Source organism: Neobacillus oceani, from assembly GCF_046237595.1.
Classification (GTDB): domain Bacteria; phylum Bacillota; class Bacilli; order Bacillales; family Cytobacillaceae; genus Bacillus_D; species Bacillus_D oceani.
In genome coordinates, this window is record NZ_CP143543.1 from 1,555,352 (window position 1) to 1,577,880 (window position 22,529).

The following is a 22,529-nucleotide window of genomic DNA, read 5'->3' on the forward strand; positions in this document are numbered from 1 at the left end:
AAATACCGAAAATTGTGATTTACTAAAAATAGGAATATCACTTCAGGGTAAGGATTGGGGCGATTGGATGTTGCTGGATTATATGATAAACCTTTCAATTTTTTCAACGATGGTCAGCATTCCTTTAGTCATTCGTTCGTTCATGAAGCCCATTCAAATGAAACATTGTCGTTTTCTTGCAGGTCTGTATGCTGGAATTGTATCGTCGGTACTTGTGTATCTTTCCATTCACGAACAGGGATATTTATATGATATCCGTTACGCGGTACTCATCCTCGTCTTTGCCTATCTTGGTCCTTTTCCGGGACTGTTAGCCGGAGGAATTTCCCTTATGTCCAGATTACTGGAAAGCCCGAACTGGCTGCCGGCGGTCGTAGGCTGGCTTGTGATTATGGGGGCATTTACACTGATTCATCGAAGATATTCCAGTTTCAGTCCGTTCCTGAAATGTTTCATTCTTTATGTGGCCTATACCGGCATTTACATTGCCATTGTTCCGTTCGCATTTAATATATTCAGGCACGATTTCTTTTTTCATTTTGAATACTTGCTATTTATCCTACTCGGAGTTCTGCTTGGAGGGCTCCTTATTGAAGCGAATGAGAAGCTTCATTGGACTATTACTGAAAAGGAGGCTATTAAGGAGAGTTTGGTGGAGAGCGAGCGAAAGTACCGACTTATTGCCGAAAACACCTCCGACCTCATTGCCGTATTGGGCAAGGATCGATCCTTCACCTATCTCTCCCCATCCCATGGAAGCGCGCTTGGTTACAGTTCCCAAGAGCTTGACGCAATGGGGATATTGAGTACATTCCATCCGGATGATTTGGATTTCTCTCGGAGGGCGGTTGAAGAAGTTTTTCAAAAAAAAGAAACCCTTTCGGTTGAACTGAGATTGCGCCATAAAGACGGACGCTGGATCGACTTTGAATCCCGCCTCATGCCAGTAAAAGAAAACGAATCAATCGAGCACATTGTCATCGTGAGCAGGGATATTTCTGAACGGAAAAAAGCCGAAGAAATCCTGTTGCGGTCGGAGAAGCTCTCAGTTGTCGGCGAGCTTGCGGCTGGGGTTGCCCACGAAATTCGCAATCCCCTTACAACGATTAAGGGATTTATTCAGCTTTATAAGACAGAAAACCCTGCTTTTAAGTTTAATGATTTGATTCTCAATGAATTGAGCCGGATTGAAACAATCACGAGCGAAATGCTGTCGCTCGGCAAGCCGCAGGCAATTACCATGGACAAGGCAAATATTAGGGACATCATTGAAAATACAATTGACACCCTTTCGCCAGAGGCGCATTTGAAGGACGTCCAAATCAATTTCCGGTATGAAGAACCTGAATACCTTATAATTTGTGAAAAAAATCAGGTCAAGCAGGTGTTCCTGAACATTTTTAAGAATGCCATGGAAGCGATGGAGGACGGAGGGAAAATTCATATCACGCTTCGAAAAGATCGAATCGGGAATTGTGTGATTACTGTACAGGACGATGGCTGCGGCATTCCTGAGGAGATTCTCCCGCGCATTGGTGAGCCTTTTTACACCCTGAAGGAGAAAGGGACGGGCCTGGGCTTGATGATTTGCCATAAAATCATTAAACAGCATCACGGGAGCATTGATTATCATAGCCGCGTGAATGAGGGGACGCTCATTACAATCACGTTGCCGCTTGCGGGGTGACAAACTGAAATTTATAATAGGTAAATATATTTTTAAAAAACGAATTTCTTCGCCTCCAACACGGAGGCTTTTTCTATTTAAAAATTGTTTATCAGCCTCAATTGGACCAGAAGGCTTCCCCGTCCCAAAATGATTATTTTCGTAAACTGCGAATTTCGCAAGTGAACAAAATGAACAAAATGAAGATTAAGTTTTTAATGCAATTTATATTTATAATATTCAAATTATCAAAATCTTTAATAAAATTAAGAAAGCGTTTTCAATTTAAAAGGGGGATATGTATGAAAGCATGGAAGAAGTTTTCGCTTTTGGCAGCTGCGGGGGTATTCGCATTAAGTTTGGGGGCATGCAGTGAAAAGGAAACTGCGGGGGGAAAGAAAAAAAGTGGTTCTGAATATCCAAGCAAAGCTTTAACTGTAGTTGCTCCATCCGGCGCGGGTGGCGGATGGGATTTAACCGCGCGTTCGTTTACAAAGATTCTTAGTGAAACAAAATTGGTCAAGCAGCCAATGACGGTAGAAAATAAGCCGGGCGGCGGCGGTGCGGTCTTTATGGCCGAGTATGCAACCCAGCATGTATCCAATAACCAAATGCTGTTTGTTAATTCTCCGCCAATTATCATTAATAACCTGAAAAAGGAAGGAAACAGCCCATACGGATATGCAAACACGACGCCTTTGGCGCAATTGACACGAGATTATGGAGCAATTGTCGTGAAGGCGGATTCCAAGTTTACTGATTTGAAATCCGTTTTGGATGAGGTGAAAAAGGATCCTGCCAAGCTGACCTTCGCAGGGGGATCCGCCCCAGGTTCAATGGACCACTTGATTTCCATTTTGCCTGCCTTTGAATATGGAATTGACCCATCGAAGGTAAAATATGTTTCCTATGATGGCGGCGGGGAAGCAATTACCGCTCTTCTAGGAGGCAATGCCGATGTCATTGGTACCGACGCGTCGAGTGTTAAGGAATTCGTGAAGGCCGGGAAGGTAAAGGTTCTTGCTGTTACTTCTTCTGAGCGCCTTGGAGGGGATTATGCTGATGTTCCTACTGCGAAGGAACAGGGAATAGACGCTGAATTTACGATTTGGCGTGGCGTGTTCGGACCAGAGAAAATGTCTGATGAAGCAAAGGCTTATTGGGACAACACAATCGCCAAGCTCGTTGAAACATCTGAATGGAAGACAGAAGTTGAATCACAGGGCTGGGAATTGGAATACAAAAACAGCGAGGATTTCAAACAGTTTTTGAAGGATCAGGAAGGCCAGGTTCAGAAACTTCTTGAAGCGCTCGGAATGCAAAAATAGGATATGGAGGGAAGGAGTCTCTTCTCCTTCCCGATTTTAAATTTTGTCCCTTGCTGTAATTGAAATGGAAACTTCAAGGGATGCGAGGGGGAATTACAATGGATAACAGGTTTGATCGGATAGCATCGGTTCTTTTTCTTGCGGTCGGCCTCGCTTTCGCGGTTGGCAGCAAAAAGCTGGCCGCCTCGGCATACGGAAGCAGTGTAGGCCCTGATATATTTCCTTTCACCTTGGGAGTGTTGCTTATCCTTTTGAGCATACGGCTTTTCTATGAGACTTTTAAAAGGAAAAACAGCGGAGGTAAAAAGGAAAAAATCCACTACAAACCATTCCTTATCATTTTTGCAGCCACGATTATTTACGCACTGACCTTGGAGAAAGTCGGCTATGTCATCACGACATTTGTGTTTCTCTTTGTTTGCTTCCAGGTAATGGAGCGTTCCAAATGGGTGGTTTCCTTAATCATTTCAGCCATTTTTTCATATGGGGTATATTTTATGTTTGTCGAAGTGCTTAAAGGAACGCTTCCTGGCTGGCCGGTTTGGTTTTAGATAAGGGAAGGAGAAGGTAAAGTGGACGTTATACAGTATTTAGTGGATGGATTCGGTACGGCATTAATATGGTACAACCTGATATTTGCATTTGTCGGGGTTTTAATTGGCACGGCCGTAGGAGTTTTGCCCGGCATCGGACCAATGAGCGGAGTCGCGCTTCTTATTCCAGTTACAGCGTCGATTACCGGGAATTTGCCTCCCGAGCAGGCTGCGACAAGTGCGATTATTCTTTTGGCGGGCGTCTATTATGGAGCAATGTACGGTGGGTCGACGACGTCGATTTTGTTAAATACCCCGGGAGAATCTTCATCGGTCGTAACAACGCTTGATGGCTACCAAATGGCCAAAAAAGGCAGAGCCGGAAGCGCTTTGTCCATAGCGGCAATCGGTTCGTTTGTCGCGGGGATATTTACGCTGATCGCACTTGTTTTGTTAGCGACCCCACTGTCAAATGTTGCCCTTAAGTTCGGGCCCGCCGAGTATTTTTCGTTGATGCTCCTCGGTCTTGGTGCTGTTAGTGGGCTGGCGGGAAAGTCAGTGACGAAAGCCTTGATTATGACCATTATGGGGCTTTTGGTGGGAACAATTGGGATTGACAATGTATCGGGAATTGCCCGGTTTACATTCAACCAGCCATGGCTTTATCAAGGAATTGAGTTCCTGACCATTGCTGTCGGACTTTTTGCTCTCGGAGAAGTGTTTAAGACAATTTTGGAAAAGGATTCGGAGGATACCCAAGCAGCCACCATCAAAAACCTGTATCCGACGAAAGCCGAGCTGAAGCAATCAGCCGCGCCCATTGCAAGGGGCTCACTGCTTGGCTTTTTTATCGGGATACTTCCCGGGGCGGGAGCGACCCTAGCATCCTTTTTCTCCTACCTTTTTGAAAAAAAGATTTCGAAGAACCCTGAAAAATTTGGGAAGGGAGCGATCGAGGGGGTCGCTGCTCCTGAATCGGCGAACAATGCCGCGTCTGGGGGAGCGATGATTCCTCTTTTGACACTCGGAATTCCGGGCTCAGGTACGACGGCCATCCTAATGGGGGCGTTTATGATGTACAATGTGCAGCCGGGACCGCTCCTATTTGACAACCATCCGCAGGTTGCCTGGGGGCTGATCGCGAGTATGTTTGTCGGCAACGTGATGCTCCTTGTGCTGAACTTGCCGCTAGTAAGAGTTTTCGCGAAAATCATCCAGACGCCAAAGAAGTATTTGATACCAATTATTATCGCCATTTCGATTTTCGGCGTCTATGCGGTCCAGGTTTCGGTCAACGATCTGCTACTTCTCATTTTCTGCGGCCTTGTCGGCTACTTTCTTGGGAAAAATGATTACCCGATTGCCCCGCTAGTGCTTGGGCTCGTATTGGGGCCAATGCTCGAGAATAATTTACGGAGGGCACTCACCATATCAAACGGCGACTTTACTCCGTTTTTCACAAGGCCACTCTCTCTTGTTTTCCTCTTGATGACCGTATTGTGGCTCATCATTCCAGTATTAATGAAACTTAAAGGAAAAACGGTAGTCATAAACGAAGAGGCTTGATTTGCAAAAACTCCTTTCGGGGAGTTTTTTTGCTTTTATAAAAAAGTATCTTGTTGGCAGAATATTCATAATTCATTATGATAAGAAGAGGGAGGTTATTATGCGCTTACATACAAAGTTGATGGTTGGCATAAGTTTGGTCATCCTGCTGATTGGCGGGTTATTTGAATATACGTTTAAAACGATTATGGAAGAGAATTTAAAACATGAAAAAGGAACCAAAGCCCTTTCTGTAGCTCAGTCCATCGCAAATATGCCTGAAATCCAAAGAGCTTTTTTTTCGGAAAATCCGTCCGCTACTATCCAGCCTATCGCTGAGAAAATCAGGCAAAAGGTTAATGCTGAATTTATTGTTATCGGAAATAGGAAAGAAATTCGTTACTCCCACCCGAATCCGTTGAGGATTGGGCAAACAATGGTCGGAGGAGACAACGTCCGGGTCTTCAAAGGAGAATCTGTTATCTCTGAATCTACCGGAACCCTTGGCCCATCTCTTCGTGGGAAAGCACCGATTTTCCATGATGGGACAGTCATTGGCGTCGTCTCAGTCGGATACCTTCAGACCGATATAGAAAGGGAAGTTTCAAAGGTCCAACAGAAAATATTCCTCGCGACTCTCACAATATTGCTCGGAGGCATCATTGCAGCCCTGTTAATCTCTTTAAATATTAAAAGAGCCATTTTTGGGCTGGAGCCAAAGGAAATCGCCTGGATGTACCAGGAAAAGCACGCCATCCTTGAATCCATTTACGAAGGCATCATCGCAATCGATACTGAAGGAAAAATAACGGTCGTCAATGAAACGGCCCATAAAATTCTGGACGTCCCAAATCAAGTCCTTTTAAGGGGGAAAAGGATTGAAGAGGTCATTGTTCATTCCCAGCTCCTTAACGTCGTGAAAAGTGGAAAGGCGGAATATGACCAGGAGCTCACCATTAACGGAAATTCATTCTTTGTTAACCGTGTTCCAATCATTAACAACAAAAATGAGGTAATAGGCGCTGTTGCAAGCCTTAGGAATAAATCGGAGATATCGAAGCTCCTCCAGGAACTGACGCATATCAAATCCTATGCGGAGGGGCTTAGGGCACAGACACATGAATATTCAAATAGGCTTTATACACTTTTGGGCCTTATCCAACTCGGCTCGTATAAAGAGGCAATCGAATTTATTTCGAATGAGATGGACCATGCACAAGGTTTTATCGAATTTTTGATGAGGGAAGTGCCCGATCCGGTTATTGCCGGGTTCATTCTTGGTAAAACAAGCCTAGCAAGCGAACTGAAACTAACGTTTCATGTGGACGAGTCCAGTTCTTTTAAGGATGTTCCAGCGGAAATTAGTAGGGACAAGCTGATTACCATTATTGGAAACCTCATTAATAACGCATTTGAAGCGGTTAAGAATAACAAGGACAAGGAGAAGAAAGTTTCCTTATTTTTGACAGACTTGGGGAAGGACTTGATTATAGAAATTGAGGACAACGGAAAAGGAATACCAACGGATGACTGCGGCAAAATTTTTGAAGAAGGCTTTTCGACGAAAGGTTCGTCAACGAACCAGGGAATTGGCCTTAGCCTTGTAAAAAATGCCGTGGAAAGCCTTGGCGGTACCATCACCTTTTCTTCCGTTGAAGGGGAAGGGACACTTTTCACCGTAGCACTGCCAAAAAGGGGGAAGCGGAATGGACAACGCCAATAACATTGAAGTACTCATCGTAGAAGACGATTTAAGAATTGCGGAAATCCAGCAGAAGTTTATTGAACAAGTCGGGGGCTTTACGACCGTCGGGATTGCCGCGAGCTATAATGAGGCGAGAAGCTATATTGACATCATGCAGCCCGATCTTGTCCTGTTGGATGTTTACTTTCCAGATATGGACGGCTTGGACCTGTTAAGGGAGCTAAAGCAGAAAAAAAAGAAGATGGATGTCATCATGATCACCGCTACAAAGGAAATTAACCGGGTCCAGGAAGCAGTCACGATTGGCGTTTTTGATTTTATTATTAAGCCGGTCATTTTTGAACGATTTAAGCAATCGCTTGTCCGGTATCGTGACTATTATGGCCAGCTCCATAATCTTGAGAGGCAGTCAGTTCTTGTTACCCAGCAGCAGGTTGATATGCTTTTAAGGAAAGAGGCCGGCGTCGTTGTGGCGGAGAAACCCCTGCTGCCAAAAGGCATTGACCCGCGTACACTTGAAAAAGTATTCGACGTCCTTGTAAAAGCGGACTCCGGGCTTACGGCGGAATCAGTTTCGATGGAAATCGGGGTTAGCAGGACGACCGGGAGGCGGTATTTGGAGTATTTGGTATCGGAAGAAAAAGTAGATGCGGACTTGGCGTATGGAACTGTTGGGAGGCCGGAACGGATTTATTTGGTGAAGGAAAAATAGGATTTTGATAGTTTCTGATTGTTGCCCGGCTATAGTGGAAAGCCGGGCTGTTGGTATTTGCCGGATATTTAGGTTGCTAAAATTATATTAAAACCAGCCATCATCTACCGAGCTGTTGTCGGCTATTGTAAAGGCGGCTTCGGTAATTGCTTCAGCCAATGTGGCCCCAGTGGCACGGACTCCATTGAAGGAAACTTCATTTTTTTCGGTAGCTTCATAGGTGTATCCGGCCATCTTCAGCCGCTTTACGATTGTCATGGCATTATCCAGATTAATAGAGGGCTGGAAATCGGCTGCGGGAATGAAAACCCTGTTTTCTGGATCGTACCAGCGGTCCCACCTGTTCAGCTTCCATCCCATAATTCTCCTTGCAATAATCTCGGTTTTATCCATCATGTCCGCTCCTTTTGTCAGATGATACTATTTTAGCATTTTTAAAGCTTGTACCTGTTTCAATTTATTGAAATTTAACCGTCCAAAAAGGTGGTAAACAAAATTATTTCGGATAACGAAAATTTCGGTAATGAAATTAATTTCGTTCCATGCTATAATTGTCGATATATGAGATGTTAATATATCTTCAGCTTGGAGATGGATAGTGCATGGAAATATGGAAACGTAATTTATGGGTTCTATGGATTGGGGTGTTTTTTACTGCAGCTAGTTTTTCAATGGTCATTCCGTTCCTGCCATTATTTCTTCTGCAATTGGGTGTTGAAGAAAACACTGAATTATGGTCCGGGCTCATTTTTGGCTCGGCGTTTTTCGCTGGTGCCATTGCTTCGCCTTTTTGGGGGAGGGTGGCCGATAAATACGGCCGTAAACCGATGATTGTAAGGGCAGGCATTGCCCTTTTTGTTATTTATACACTTATGGCGTTTGTTACGAACCCTTATCAAATACTTGGGTTAAGAATCCTTCAGGGATTGTTGAGTGGATTTATCCCGGGCGCGGTTGCCCTTGTCGGGACGAACACACCGGGCAAACATGTAGGGTACGCACTCTCGCTCATTTCCTCAGGCTCAGCAGCCGGACAAATTGCCGGGCCGCTGTTTGGCGGCACGATTGCCCATTTTGTCGGGAACCGCTGGGCATTTGCGACCGGGGGAATCATCGTCGGACTGGCGACTTTGCTAATCATCTTCTGGGTGCGCGAAGAAAACTTCAAACCGAGCAAGGAAAAGGGCTCCGTCCTAAAAGATTTCAAAGTCGCTCTTAACAATCATACATTCCTGCTCGTGCTCATCCTGACGCTCGTCGTCAGCTGTTCCGTTATGACAATCGAACCTGTCCTTCCTTTGTATGTTGTAAAATTAAGCGGGTCTGCGGATAGCGCCGCGCTACTGGCTGGAATCATTTTCTCCCTTCCAGCCATCGCAAGCGTACTGTTCGCACCTCGGTGGGGCAGATGGGCGGATAAAGTCGGTTTCCAGCGGGTCCTGTTTATCGGGTTGCTTGGAGGTGGCCTCGGTATGCTGGCGCATGTTTTATTCGCGCATATTTGGGGCTTCTCCATTATCAGGTTTATTTTCGGGATCTTCTTCTGCGCGGTTTACCCTGCATTGAATGGCCTCGTTGTAAAATCAACCCCAGACGATTTCCGCGGCAGGGCGTTCAGCCTGAATCAGACAGCGAACCAGCTCGGCGGTATGATTGGGCCAATGATTGGCGGATTTATCGGAGGTATTTTTCCTGTCCAGGTCGTTTTCATCGCAACAGGCATCCTGCTTTTGGCCGCGATGGCTGCCGTCCATTTGAACGCCGGGGAGCTGAAAGGCGGCAAAATAAGAAGGTCATTGGCACACGGAAAATAGAATTGTATGAGCCTGCAGGCTTTGCTCCGAAAAATCGGGCGGGCGGCAGGCTTTCTTTTTTGGGAAAATGGGCGAAATCGGTAGATTAGGAGTATTGATGGAAAGGGCCTGTCCAACTATAATAAGGGAAAATCCACCAAAGGAGAAATGTATGGGAAAGAAAATCGAATTCTGGCTTTGGGCAGTGCTGACACTTGGAGTTGAAATCCTTCTTGCGTATACAGTCTTCATCATGTTTAAGGAGAGAGGCTTTGTGTACACATTCCGCATCCCTGTGAGCACGCACTTTATGTCTTTTCAATACATTCTGCTGTTTTGTTCCGCAGTATTCCTTGCGGTTACGCTTGGCGTTTTCCGAAAAGAAAGCTATGAAGCCGAATCGTTGTTTCAATATTTTGCCTCGTTTCTGAAGCATCCTATTCCAGTCGGGTCGCTCTGCCTCTTCTTGGGAACGTTTTTGTTTTTATAATAAAGCTCTCAAAGTGGACTGGCTATAAAGGATATATGCCTTATTAATGCGTACGACAACAAGAGTCCATTTGCGAAAGAATAGGAAGGAAGGAGGCGCCTTATAGTGAAAGGCGTCTTCTTTCTATTATATAGACAAAGTTTTTATTTTCTGCTGGGAGGAGAAGATAATGGTGGCGGATGAAGGCAATTTCAAAGGCTGGCCGAGTCCAAACAACCATAACAGCCTTTATGAAGACTGTTCCATGAGTTGTCGGATGGTGAAACAGTTTTAAGAATAAAGAATTCGGTTTGAAATGGTATACTGTAATCAATGTTTCTTTTAAAATCCGCCTGGATAAAACCAGCGGAACTGTTTTAAAAGAAACACTATCATCTTATAAAGGAAGATTTTGATGCGGACTAAAATTCCGATTTATGAACAGATTGCAATTGATATAGCGAACAGGATTTACAATGAAAAGTACAAGGTCGGCGAAAAGATTCACGGGCGTTCCACACTGGCGAGCGAATACAACGTGTCTCCTGAAACGGTTAGAAAAGCAATAAAGATCCTTGAAGATGTCAAGATTGTAAAATCGGAGAAGGGCGCGGGTGTTGTTATTTCTTCGAGGGAGAATGCATTAACGTACATAAACCGCTTTTCCAACCTTGAGAGCGTAAAGGATATGGAAAAGAAGCTGCGAAAGATTATTGGGGAGCGGGAAAGGCTGGATGGGGAGCTATTTGAAACGATTGAGAAAATTGTTGATTACTCAGGAAAGCTGAGATATACAAATCCCCTAGTTCCATTTGAAATTGAAATTAACGAGGACTGCCCGCAAATCGGCAAAACGATTTCGGACATGAAATTTTGGCAAAATACCGGCGGCACGATTGTGGGGCTGAAACGGGAAGGGGAAATCATTATCTCGCCAGGACCATACGCCAGCATTGAAGCGGGCGATATTTTGCTCGTCATCGGCAACGAGCATACATACAACCGTGTTTTTGATTTTTTAAAAGAGTAAAGGGGTGGACCGGCCTCTCCTTGGATTCCAGAAAACAACGCTCGAACCGTCCTTCCCTTTCTTCAAGAGAAAAAGGGGCGGTTGCTGTTTCCTTCCATTTCCGATAGAAGGACTGAAACCGCCCCGATCTGTTTATTTATTGTTTATTAAACCTTCTTCAATCAGAAAGTCCTTTGCGACCTTTTGCGGGGATTCCTTCAGGCTGTCGACCCGGTAGTTCAGTTTACGCATTTTTTCATCTGTCAGTTTTCCTGCAAGCAGGTCAAACGCGTCCTTTATTTCTGGATGTTCTCTCAATGTGTCTTCCTTGACAATTGGAACCGCGAAATAAGGCGGGAAGAATTTTTTGTCATCCTCAAGCACCTTAAGCTTAAATTCCTCAAGCAAACCATCTGTTGAAAACGCATCGATTACATCTGTTTCTCTGCTCTGAAGAGCTTTGTAGCGAAGGCCCCCATCGACTGCCCGTAAATCCCCAAAGTCCATATTGTACATATTAACGAGGCCGGGAAGCCCGTCCTTCCTGTTCGTAAACTCAATCGTTGCGCCAAGTGTCAATTCATTGCTGACTTTCGCAAGGTCTGAGAACGTTTCAAGCCCATACTTCTCGGCGGTATCCTGGCGAACCGCAAGTGTGTATGTGTTATTGAAGCCAAGCGGTTTCAGCGTTTCAAGGCCGTAGGTTTCCTTGAAACCCTCGCGGACCATGTTGTACACCTCATCAGGATCATTCGAGACTTCCTTTTTCATAATGGTGACCAGCCCCGTCCCGGTATATTCGATATACGTATCAATGTCTCCTTTCTTGAGGGCATTGAACACAACCTGGGTTCCGCCAAGCTTCAGTTTTCGTTCAACCTCAAGGTCGGTTTTGTCTTCTATCAGGTCAGCCGCCATATTGGCGAGAATCACCGCTTCTGTGAAGTTTTTTGAACCAATTGCAATTTTTTCTTTCGCCCCAACCATATTGAACGCATAGGTAACACCTGTTCCGACGATAACGATCCCAATCAAAGCGGGGATTGCGATTCTTCTGATGAGGGGCGCATTCTTGCTTTTAGACTTGGCGGATGTTTTCGACGTATAGGAAATTTTTGACTCAACCCTGCCGACAACAAAATCGATGAGCAATGCCAGAATACAGGCTGGGATGGCGCCGGCAAGGATCATATTGTTGTCTACTGATGAGACCCCAGAGAAAACAAGGTAACCTAGGCCACCGGCACCTACGAACGCGGCAATCGTCATCAGCCCGACTGCTGTTACAGCTGAAATCCTTACGCCCGCCATGATAACTGGAAAGGCGAGCGGAAGCTGGATTTTCCTCATAATTTGGCTGTTTGTCAACCCGATTCCCCGCGCGGCTTCAAGGATATCCCTGTCAATATTCGTCAGCCCGGTGTAGGTGTTTTTAACAATGGGAAGAAGGGAGTAAATCACGACCATGACAATCGCGGGCGTACTGCCGATCCCGATAAAAGGAATAAGGAATCCGAGCAGCGCAAGGCTTGGGATCGCTTGCGCGACATTGGCCGCTCCGATTACCGGCTTTGACAGGGATTTATTCCGGGAAATAATGATTCCGAGAGGCACCCCGATGGCCACCGCAATCAATACTGAAAGGATGCTTAAATAAATATGCTGTCCAAGCAAATTCAAGATCTGGCCAGTGTTGTTCGATACATAGTCAAAAAAATCCTTCATTTAAAAGGCCACCTCCAGGTCCATAATCTGGCTGCTCAAGGCTGAAAGAATGCTGCTCCGGGTAATCAGTCCCATCAGTTGCCCGGAATCATTGACGACAGGCAAATAGCCAATTCTGTGTTCATTCATTTTCTTAAAAACACTAATTAAATCCAGGTCTTCGGAAATGGAATAGATATTCCGCTCCATTACCTCGCCGATGAGCATGGTCCGGTCGGTCACTTGGATGTCTTTTAATGTTACAAGGCCAATCAGCTTATTATCCTTACTTGTAACCATCAGGCTGTCCACCTTATTCTCCTTCATGATTTCAAGCGCCTGCAGCACGTTGCGTACCGGCGAAACCTTGACAGGATTCGGAATCATAATATCCTCCGCTTTCAGCACTTCCGGGTTGTTCCATACCCGCCTCTTACCTAGGAAGTTCTCAACGAATTCCGATGCGGGGTTTTTAAGGATATTTTCAGGGGTGTCATACTGAAGGATTTCTCCCTCCTTCAAAAGGCAAATGCGGTCTGCAATTTTATACGCTTCATCCATATCATGTGTAACGAAAATTATCGTCTTGTTCAATTCTTTCTGCATGTTGAACAGCTCTTCCTGAAGGGAACTTCTGGTTACGGGGTCTAGGGCGCTGAATGGTTCATCCATGAGGATGATATCGGAGTCAGTAGAAAAGGCGCGCGCAACACCGACGCGCTGCTGTTGGCCACCGCTTAATTCCATCGGGTAGCGGTCGAGATATTGGACTGGGTCCAGGCCGACAAGATTCAGCAGCCTTTCAGTTTTTTCTTCAATCGCAACGGAATCTTCGCCTTTAAGCTTTGGGATCAGTTCAAGATTTTCCCTGATTGTCATATGCGGAAAAAGGCCGGTGCTTTGGATGACATAGCCAATATTCCTTCGGAGCTCGATAGGGTCTATTTTGGAAATGTCTTTCCCGTTAATATAAATTTTTCCAGACGTGGGCTCGATCAGGCGATTGACCATTTTTAAAAGAGTGGTCTTTCCGCAGCCGCTCGGTCCTATGAAAACCACAAGCTGGCCTTCTTCAATTTCGAGGCTGAAATTGTGGATGACGGCCTGCCGCTGATATTTTTTTACGATGTTATCAAACTTAATCATCATATTCCCCCTTTTTTTGCAGTAGTTTTTCCTTTACCGAAAGTGACAACTTTATAGTAACACAAAAGTTGTTTGTTTAAAAAGAATTTTCATAGTTTTTCCCAAATTGGAAGAATGGTACAGTTTTGTGTGCTGGGAACATGGCAATCAGCCTTGTTACCAAATGGTTGGAGATTCGCTGCTTATCCTTTTATTTACCAACTTTCCAGAAAGGAAACCTTTTCCTTTAAAAAACTTTCTGGCGAGACTCCTGAACTTGGGGCCAATTTAGTGAAACGGAAAGTGCTAGTATTTTTTTCGCAGCCAAATAGTAGTCTTCCCCGCTATTTTTTGCTAATAATAGATAAGAGAATACAAGGTTTGGAGAGGCGAGATGAAGAAGAAACGAAAATTGTCGCAAAAAAGGAAGGAAAAGCGGAGATTTTTTCATATTTTGATTATCCTTGCCGGAGTCTTCTGCCTTATCGCAGTTTTGAACGAGGAATTTTCTTTTACAAGAAAAACAGAGCTCTTTTACAAAAGCATCCCATCTGAAAATGTGAAAAAGTATACACCTTTAATCCATACGGAACTTCAAAAGGTGCAGCTCGAGGAGTATACCCCGCTCCTGGCCGCGGTTATGCAGCAGGAAAGCAGGGGGAAAGGCGGGGACCCAATGCAGTCGTCGGAATCAGCCGGGCTGCCTCCTAACTCCATTAACGATCCCGAGCAGAGTATAAGGCAGGGGGTCAAGCATTTTCAGCGGGCAATCCAATATGGCCAAAAGAAGAACGTCGATCTTCCCACCATCATCCAGGCGTATAACATGGGACTTGGCTACATCGACTTTATCGCAGAAAATGGCGGTAGACACAAAGAAGACTTCGCGAAGAAATATTCATACATTCAGGTCCAAAAAAATCCACAGCTTTATAATTGCGGCGGCGACAAAAACAACTTCCGCTACCCTTATTGCTATGGGGATTTTACGTACAGCACGAAGGTGATGAGCAACCTGCATACGTTGAATCAGCCTTTGGCGGGGAAACGCCATTGATTTAGGGATTCGACTTTCCCTATCGAAGCTTCGGAGGACAGGCTTTTTTTACACCAAACAGATTAAGGATAAATATTGAATAGTTTGGAACAATAAAGGTCGGGTGGATTCTACGGAATCTCCCCGGCCTGTTTAGTTTTTTATGATGCCAGAAGGAATCCAATGTGATGGGAAGATTGGGATGGAAGAATTTTTAGTGCCGATAGGGAGGACGTTAACCAGTTTCGTTCTACTCGTTTTTGTAACCCTTGTAATCGGCAAGCATATTAATTCGCATAAAACTCACTTTAGCTTTGCTTTGTCCGTTTCAATTGGCTCCTTTATTGCCAATATGGGCTTCCATACAAATCTAAAATTCATGGATATATTAATCGCATTTATTGCTTTATTGATTTTATATTACCTTTGCCTTTTATTGTCCTGGAGAAGCCGATGGGTAAGGAAGTGGCTATCAGGCAGGCCGACAGTATTAATTGAAAACGGAAAAATACTCGATACGAACATGAAGAAAGTCAAATTGTCGATTGATGATCTAAATCAGCTATTAAGGGAAAAGAACGTTTTTAATGTTGGCGAGGTAGATTATGCCCTGCTGGAGGTAAGCGGAGGTTTATCCGTAATTAAAAAATCTCCGTTCCAACCCCCTACAAAACAGGATCTTGGGATGGCGTATGCGAAACAGTCCCTGCCAGTCGAGTTAATCATGGATGGGAAAATCATAGCCAAAAATACGAGCGGAATCTACAGCCAGGATTGGATTGAGGCGGAATGCAAAAATAGAAACCTTAGAGTTGAAGACATTTATTACGCTGTCATCAACACGGGAGGAGTCCTTTTCATCGACAAATATGAGGACAATCTTTCTTCGCCTGTTGATTTGGAATGAGGCAAGCCGTTGGAAGCTTTGCAGAAAAAAATTTTCACATTCAGGGTAACACTTAGACCTTCCACTTCACCTTCCAGAACAGAACAAGCAACTTCATACTTGGAGGTACGCAATCAAGTGGCGTTCCAGTCAGCTCCAAGAGCAGTCGGAAAAACTTGGACAGTTGGATGGAGAACTGTCAGAATTCATCCTCCCGCCATTTTGGCTGGGGCCTTATTTTGCAAGGTCAGGCATCAGGAAGAAGGGGAAAACTCCTGTATATGGAAATTTTTTAGAATATAAATACTATTTTAAAAAAACTTTATTTTTAGTGCTCTATTATTTGAATTCATTGTTTTATCAGCATTTTTCAACCATTTTAAAAATAATTGGCAAAAAAAGTTTTTGACAAATTTACATGATAGAAATTATCATAAAATAATGTAAATGAGGAGGCGAAGACAAATGTCAAACTATGATAAACAGAAAATTGTGGCTAGTGTCCCTCAAACAGGCTTCTTTGGCCATCCAAAAGGACTGTTCACTCTTTTCTTCACAGAATTCTGGGAGCGTTTCTCATATTATGGAATGAGGGCAATCCTAGTTTTCTATATGTATTATGAGGTTTCTGAAGGTGGGCTTGGGCTTGATCAGACTCTCGCACTTTCGATTATGTCGATTTACGGTTCACTCGTCTATATGTCCGGTATAATCGGAGGGTGGTTTGCGGACCGGATATTCGGTACATCTAAAGCCGTTTTTTATGGCGGTATTTTAATCATGTTTGGCCACCTCGCACTTGCGATTCCGGGCAATGTTGCTTTGTTCTTTATTTCAATGGTGCTCATTGTTCTTGGTACCGGGTTGCTAAAGCCAAACGTTTCAGCAGTAGTTGGTGATATTTACAGTGAAGAAGATGCCCGCCGTGACTCTGGCTTCAGTATTTTCTATATGGGAATCAACCTTGGTGGATTCCTCGCACCGCTGATTGTTGGCGCCGTTATGAAAACTAGCTTCCACCTTGGATTTGGTATTGCAGCTGTTGGTATGTTCTTCGGTTTGGTTCAATTTGTTACAACGAAGAAGAAAAATCTTGGACTTGCTGGAACTTATGTACCAAACCCGCTTACGGTTGATGAAAAGAAAAAAACCTACACCATTATTGGTATAGTTGTCGCTGTTCTTGCAGTGCTTATTGCATTCGCCATTCCAGCAGGCCTGTTGACTTTCAAAAGCTTTATTAATCTCGTTGGGGTACTGGGAATATTAATTCCGACCTTGTATTTCATCGTGATGTACCGCAGCCCGAAAACAAATGATGTTGAGCGTTCGCGCTTAATCGCCTACATTCCTCTGTTTATCGCCTCTGTTATGTTCTGGGCGATTGCGGAACAGGGCTCGACAATTCTTGCCAGCTATGCGGACAATCGTACCCAACTGAATTTTGCCGGTATGACAATATCCCCGGCATGGTTCCAATCTCTGAACCCGCTTTTCATTATCTTTTTAGCGCCAGTATTTGCCTGGATGTGGGTTAAATTAGGAAAACGCCAGCCGACCATCCCGCAAAAATTCTCGCTGGCACTGTTATTTGCAGGCTTGTCCTTCCTAGTCATCCTGCTTCCTGCATATTTCGGCGGAACTGACTCGTTGGTAAACCCGCTTTGGCTTGTCCTGAGCTACCTGATTGTGGTTCTCGGCGAATTGTGCCTGTCGCCTGTTGGGCTATCTGCGACAACAAAGCTTGCGCCGGCAGCTTTTTCCGCGCAAACAATGAGCCTTTGGTTTCTATCAAATGCGGCTGCCCAGGCAATCAATGCCCAAATTGTCCGATTCTATTCCCCGGAAAATGAAATGGCATACTTCGGCATAATCGGTGGCGCGTCCATCGTCCTAAGTATCGTGCTCTTCATGTTAGCTCCGAAAATACAAGGCTTTATGAGGGGAATTCGTTAATACCTTTCCTAAGCACCTGCTCCCGAATTGAAGGGGGCAGGTGCTTTTCTTTTTGGCCAGGGGAAAAAGCCCTCCCGATTCAAAGCAACTCCTCTCTTGAACCTCAAAATATAGCCCACTAAGGGCTTTTTGTTTCTCTTTAATAAATTCTTCAATTTATGGCATTTTTATCTAGTATTGGAGTTGTTACTGTTGTAGAATGGTTATCAAGTTATTATTTCGCTTTTCGTAATAGTTCGATAATAAGACATAGGAGGGCCGGATCCACAATATATTGGTTTTATTCCACTCGGGGGTTAACAGACCCCCAATGAGGGATGGTTCACTTACTAACTGTTTAGTTTTACCTGGGGGGAGAAAGAAATGCAAAGCTTTCGTTGGATATGGGGGTATCTGAGGGAGTACCGGTTCCGGTTTTTTCTTGGGTTGGCCCTTGCACTCGGCGTAACTTCTTTAAATTTGGTTAATCCATTTTTCGCGGGAAAAATCATAGACAAAGTCATTTTCGGGAAGCAGCAGGAATTATTATGGCCATTCATCGGTGTGATGATTGGGGCTACAGTGCTAAAGACGGTTATCCGCTACACCTACCAAATCCAGTTTGAGCGGATTTCCCAAAATACAATCTTCCGGATTCGGAAAGAGCTGTATGACCGACTCAACAAGCTGGATTTTCATTTTTACGATAAGACAAAGACCGGCGACATTATGGCAAGGATGACCGGGGACATGGAAATGGTCCGGGCGTTTTCCGCATGGTCCATTTATATGATTTTCGAAAATGCGACAATCCTGCTTTTCGCTGTCGGTTTTATGTTTTATATTCATCCGCAGCTGGCCCTTACAATGTTGCTTATAACGCCAATAATTGGTTTTTTTGCCTATAAGATGACATTTGCCGTCGGACCGACATTTTCGGAAATCCGGGCACAGTTCGCGAAACTCAACTCGGTCGTCCAGGAAAATATTAGCGGGAACCGGGTCGTAAAAGCATTTGCGAAGGAAGACTACGAAATAAATAAATTTACCGCCGAGAATGAAGGCTACAAGGAAAAGTCGCTTGCTTCGGCAAAGGTATGGGAGAAGTTCCTCCCTGTCCTCGACTCGCTTGCGGGCTTGTTCACGGTCGTAATGATTCTCGTCGGCGGAATAATGGTCATTAACGGGTCGCTTACAATCGGGGAACTTGCAACGTTCAACGGCCTCATTTGGGCGCTGAACAACCCGATGAGGATGGCGGGATGGCTCATCAACGATGTGCAAAGATTCAATGCCTCAGCTAAAAAAGTCGAGGAATTGATGAAGACAACGCCATCAATTGCCAACGATGGCAAAAAGCTGAACGGGGAAGGATTGAAGGGATTCGTCGAATTCAACAAGGTATCGTTCAGCTACGGCGATGAGGATGTACTGAAGGACATCAGTTTTTCAGGCTCGCCGGGGCAGACAATCGGAATCATCGGTGCGACAGGTTCGGGAAAATCAACCCTAGTGAATCTATTGAGCAGGTTTTACGATTCTGACAGCGGCGAAGTGAAGGTCGATGGCATCAACGTGAAAGATTGGGACCTTTACAAGCTCCGCCAAAGCATGGCGATGGTCATGCAGGATATCTTCCTTTTCTCGGATACGATTGAAGGGAATATTGCATACGGCAATCCGCATGCAACCTTGGAAGAGGTCCAGGCCGCCGCGAAAATGGCGGAAGCGCATGAGTTCATTCTCGGCCTTCCCGAAGGCTATGACACAATTGTTGGGGAACGCGGAGTCGGCCTTTCCGGTGGCCAGAAACAACGGATTGCGCTGGCGAGGGCTCTTTTAAAAAATCCATCGATCCTGATTCTGGACGACACAACGTCAGCGGTCGATATGGAAACAGAAATCAAAATCCAGGAAACGTTACAGTCCGTCTTGACGGGAAAAACTTGTTTCATTATCGCTCACCGCATTTCTTCCGTGAAAGATGCCGACTTGATCCTGGTCATGGAAAACGGCCAAATTATTGAACGGGGAACTCATGAAGAATTGCTCAATAAGAAGGGGTACTACTCGAAGGTTTTCAAAAATCAGCATAACAGCTATCAGGGCCAGGATGCGGCTAAGGAGGTGGTGTAGGCCATGGCGCGGAATAAATTTGATGTCGATGAGGAACTGGAGTCGCCATTCAGGCTCGTCCACTTCCAACGGCTGCTTGTGTATATAAAGCCTTACAAGAAAAAAATCATGATTACTGTCATGATGATGCTTTTGGCAAGCTGTGCCAACCTTATTGGGCCTTATCTGGTCAAGCAGGCAATCGATAAGGAAATCCCAACAAAGGATATTTCGGGATTGTTCATTTTGGCCGGGATTTATGTCCTCGCGCTGATCACAACTGGAATATGCATGAAATTCCGGATCCGGATGATGTCCCAGACCGGGCAGAGCATAATCCGGGACATCCGGAAGGATTTGTTCATTCATTTGCAGAAGCTGTCCTTCTCTTTTTACGACAGCCGTCCTCATGGGAAAATCCTTGTGAGAGTCGTAAACTACGTCAACTCCTTAAGCGACCTTTTGTCGAACGGGATTATCAATGTCATTACCGATTTGTTCAGCCTATTGGTAATTGTCGGATTCATGCTTTCAATCGATCCGAAGCTAACCCTTTACGCGATGGCTGGCTTCCCGGTTCTTGCCGGCGTTATTCTTCTTTTAAAAAATGCGCAGCGGAAAGCCTGGCAAATTTTAAGCAATAAGCAATCGAACATGAATGCGTATATCCACGAAAGCATCAGTGGGATAAAAGTGACCCAGGCATTTTCCAGGGAAGAGGAAAACGCGCAAATTTTCAGTGATGTTTCAGGCAGCTACCGCACGAGCTGGATGCGCGCGATTAAAATCCACTTCCTGCTCTGGCCGGCAATTGAAAACATTTCCGTCCTGACTGTATCATTTATCTACATCATCGGTGTATCAATGATCGGCGATGGAGTGACGGTCGGCTCGTTGGTTGCATTCGTGGGGTATATTTGGATGTTCTGGACGCCGCTTGCGAACATCGGAAACTTCTATAACGCGATCATCAACGCTATGGCTTATCTTGAGCGGATCTTCGAAACAATGGATGAAAAGCCAGCCGTAACAGATGCGCCAAACGCTAAAGAACTTGCTCCCATCCAGGGGCGGGTCGAGTTCAAAAATGTTGTGTTCGGCTATGAAGAAGCGGACCGTATCCTTGACGATGTAAGTTTCAAGGTCGAGCCGGGCGATACCATTGCGCTAGTCGGCGCAACCGGTTCCGGAAAGACAACTATCGTAAGCCTGATCAGCCGTTTTTATGATATCACCGGCGGCAAAATAGAAATTGACGGCACCGATATCAATAGCGTCACGATTCCGTCGCTCCGCGGCCAGATGGGCGTCATGCTGCAGGATCCGTTCATCTTCTCGGGGACCATCATGGACAATATCCGCTATGGCCGGCTTGATGCCACCGATGAGGAAGTAATTGAGGCGGCAAAAGCCGTCCAAGCCCATCAGTTCATCAGCCAGTTGAAGGATGGATACCAAACGGAAGTAAACGAGCGGGGTACAAGGCTATCAACCGGGCAAAGGCAGCTAATCTCCTTCGCGCGGGCATTGCTGGCCGACCCGAGGATTTTGATCCTCGATGAAGCAACTTCCTCAATCGATACGGAAACCGAACTCGCTTTGCAAAAAGGATTGGAAACACTCCTTAAAGGAAGGACGTCCTTTATCATCGCGCACCGGCTGTCGACAATTCAAAATGCTACCCGCATCCTGTTTATCGATAATGGCCGGATTGTTGAGGAAGGCTCCCATCAGGAACTGTTGCGGCAAAAGGGCTATTACTGGAAACTTCACGCCTCCCAGAAGGCTGTATAAAGTTTTTTAAAAAAGCGGCTTCTCCAAATTAATAAATAAAAGGCTTCTCCCTATTAAATGAGGGGAAGCCTTTTTTATTTGTATCAAGACCCAATAGTCGTGAAGACATCGTGGAGTTCTGATAGCTTTTAAGAAAATGGAGGCGGTCGAGTGAGAAGTTAATCCAATTTCGAAGTCCCTAGACCTTTCCCCCACGGAAGCTCCTCCGATACAGTCTAGAAAGGACCAGCCATAAGATATAAAAGCCAATCAGGAAAGAAAAATTTGTCGTAAAAAGCAGGAAGAAAAAAATACCAATATGGTGAAAACTATGTAACTATTATGGAATAAATCGTTCTAATATATAGAAGGCAAATTGCCAAACAGATTGTCGGAACTAAAGGGGGCAATAAAATGAAAAAAGTGCTTATAAGCCTGCTTCTGTTTTTTTCAATGGTGCTTTATGAAGCACCGGCACTTGCCGCGGGCAGTGATTTTATTATTATTAATAAGTCGACCAACCTATTGGCTTATTACAAAAATAGTACTCTTGTGAAAATCTTCAGTGTTGGCACAGGTAGAAATCCATCCCTGACACCAGAGGGGAAATTTAAAATCGTCAACAAAATCGTCAATCGCCCGTACTACAAAGAGAAAATTCCCGGTGGCAGTCCTAAGAACCCTCTAGGGAACAGGTGGCTTGGGCTGAATGCCAATGGGACATGGGGCACTACCTATGCGATTCATGGAAACAACAATCCTTCCTCGATTGGCAAATATGTAAGTGGTGGCTGTATCAGGATGCACAATGAGGAAGTGCAATGGCTCTATAAACAGGTAGCAGTTAACACGCCCGTCATTATCACATCTTCAAAATTGCCTTTTCACTCAATCGCTTCAGCGAATGGATATAAAGTGTCTGGCTCGGCCATCCCGGCAGGTGTCCCTTCATCTGTTACGCTAAAAAAAGGAAGCAAGGGCGAACACGTAAAAACACTGCAAATAGTTTTAACGCAAAGGGGCTATTCGACGAATGGGATAGACGGGGTTTTTGGGCCCGGTACCGAAGCAGCCGTGAAGAAGTTCCAAAAGGACAACAAACTGAAAGTGACCGGCATCGCCGATTCAGAAACTTGGAAGGCTTTGGAGAAATTTTAGCACAAAGTAAGACCTGGCTCGCCTCTAAAAAATGGCA

The 22,529-nt window shown here is 45.0% G+C and carries 18 protein-coding genes; 15 read left to right on the forward strand and 3 right to left on the reverse strand.

What is annotated here, in order from left to right; all coding sequences use genetic code 11:
• The first annotated feature begins 67 nt into the window (after positions 1–67).
• From V1499_RS07805 to V1499_RS07830, 6 genes are all read left to right on the forward strand, one after another.
• Complete coding sequence (locus V1499_RS07805; protein ID WP_409275197.1) at positions 68–1,687, forward strand: ATP-binding protein; 1,620 nt, start codon at positions 68–70, stop codon at positions 1,685–1,687.
• Between the two features lie 281 nt (positions 1,688–1,968).
• A complete protein-coding gene (locus V1499_RS07810; RefSeq protein WP_409275199.1) occupies positions 1,969–2,994 on the forward strand; it encodes a Bug family tripartite tricarboxylate transporter substrate binding protein in 1,026 nt (341 codons plus the stop codon).
• Positions 2,995–3,092: 98 nt separating this feature from the next.
• Entirely contained in the window at positions 3,093–3,545 is a 453-nt protein-coding gene (locus V1499_RS07815; RefSeq protein WP_409275201.1) for a tripartite tricarboxylate transporter TctB family protein, read from the forward strand.
• Positions 3,546–3,566: 21 nt separating this feature from the next.
• Positions 3,567–5,093 (forward strand): tripartite tricarboxylate transporter permease, encoded by a 1,527-nt coding sequence (locus V1499_RS07820; RefSeq protein ID WP_409275203.1) that lies wholly within the window; start codon positions 3,567–3,569, stop codon positions 5,091–5,093.
• Between the two features lie 100 nt (positions 5,094–5,193).
• A complete protein-coding gene (locus V1499_RS07825) occupies positions 5,194–6,795 on the forward strand; it encodes an ATP-binding protein (protein ID WP_409275205.1) in 1,602 nt (533 codons plus the stop codon).
• On the forward strand, positions 6,779–7,489 hold the full coding sequence (locus V1499_RS07830) for a response regulator (RefSeq protein WP_409275207.1): 711 nt from the start codon (positions 6,779–6,781) through the stop codon (positions 7,487–7,489). Before V1499_RS07825 ends, V1499_RS07830 begins: the two co-directional genes overlap by 17 nt.
• A gap of 87 nt (positions 7,490–7,576) precedes the next feature.
• Here V1499_RS07830 and V1499_RS07835 read toward each other — a convergent pair whose 3' ends face one another.
• Positions 7,577–7,882, reverse strand: coding sequence for a BC1872 family protein (locus V1499_RS07835; RefSeq protein ID WP_409275208.1), 306 nt, complete (start codon positions 7,880–7,882; stop codon positions 7,577–7,579).
• A 209-nt stretch (positions 7,883–8,091) separates the two neighbouring features.
• On the opposite strand from V1499_RS07835, the gene V1499_RS07840 reads away from it, so the two are divergent.
• From V1499_RS07840 to V1499_RS07850, 3 genes are all read left to right on the forward strand, one after another.
• Positions 8,092–9,303: an MFS transporter gene (locus tag V1499_RS07840; RefSeq protein WP_409275210.1), complete on the forward strand. Its 1,212-nt coding sequence runs from the start codon at positions 8,092–8,094 to the stop codon at positions 9,301–9,303.
• Positions 9,304–9,454: 151 nt separating this feature from the next.
• On the forward strand, positions 9,455–9,772 hold the full coding sequence (locus V1499_RS07845; RefSeq protein WP_409275211.1) for a hypothetical protein: 318 nt from the start codon (positions 9,455–9,457) through the stop codon (positions 9,770–9,772).
• A gap of 394 nt (positions 9,773–10,166) precedes the next feature.
• Positions 10,167–10,781 (forward strand): TrkA C-terminal domain-containing protein, encoded by a 615-nt coding sequence (locus V1499_RS07850; protein WP_409275212.1) that lies wholly within the window; start codon positions 10,167–10,169, stop codon positions 10,779–10,781.
• 132 nt (positions 10,782–10,913) lie between these two features.
• On the opposite strand, the gene V1499_RS07855 is transcribed toward V1499_RS07850, so the two are convergent.
• Together V1499_RS07855 and V1499_RS07860 are read right to left on the reverse strand one after the other, a co-directional pair.
• A complete protein-coding gene (locus V1499_RS07855; protein WP_409275214.1) occupies positions 10,914–12,485 on the reverse strand; it encodes a glycine betaine ABC transporter substrate-binding protein in 1,572 nt (523 codons plus the stop codon).
• Positions 12,486–13,610, reverse strand: a complete 1,125-nt coding sequence (locus V1499_RS07860; RefSeq protein ID WP_409275216.1) for an ABC transporter ATP-binding protein — start codon at positions 13,608–13,610, stop codon at positions 12,486–12,488.
• A gap of 373 nt (positions 13,611–13,983) precedes the next feature.
• On the opposite strand from V1499_RS07860, the gene V1499_RS07865 reads away from it, so the two are divergent.
• The 6 genes from V1499_RS07865 to V1499_RS07890 all read left to right on the forward strand — a co-directional run bounded on the left by V1499_RS07865 (position 13,984) and on the right by V1499_RS07890 (position 22,492).
• A complete protein-coding gene (locus V1499_RS07865; RefSeq protein WP_409275218.1) occupies positions 13,984–14,646 on the forward strand; it encodes a lysozyme family protein in 663 nt (220 codons plus the stop codon).
• Between the two features lie 181 nt (positions 14,647–14,827).
• A complete protein-coding gene (locus V1499_RS07870) occupies positions 14,828–15,532 on the forward strand; it encodes a DUF421 domain-containing protein (protein WP_409275220.1) in 705 nt (234 codons plus the stop codon).
• Positions 15,533–15,976: 444 nt separating this feature from the next.
• Entirely contained in the window at positions 15,977–17,467 is a 1,491-nt protein-coding gene (locus V1499_RS07875; RefSeq protein ID WP_409275222.1) for a peptide MFS transporter, read from the forward strand.
• A 363-nt stretch (positions 17,468–17,830) separates the two neighbouring features.
• Positions 17,831–19,582: an ABC transporter ATP-binding protein gene (locus V1499_RS07880; RefSeq protein WP_409275224.1), complete on the forward strand. Its 1,752-nt coding sequence runs from the start codon at positions 17,831–17,833 to the stop codon at positions 19,580–19,582.
• Between the two features lie 3 nt (positions 19,583–19,585).
• The gene (locus tag V1499_RS07885) at positions 19,586–21,355 is read left to right on the forward strand and encodes an ABC transporter ATP-binding protein (protein ID WP_409275226.1); all 1,770 of its coding nucleotides are present in this window, start codon (positions 19,586–19,588) and stop codon (positions 21,353–21,355) included.
• Positions 21,356–21,748: 393 nt separating this feature from the next.
• Positions 21,749–22,492 (forward strand): L,D-transpeptidase family protein, encoded by a 744-nt coding sequence (locus V1499_RS07890; RefSeq protein ID WP_409275228.1) that lies wholly within the window; start codon positions 21,749–21,751, stop codon positions 22,490–22,492.
• Positions 22,493–22,529: the final 37 nt, after the last annotated feature.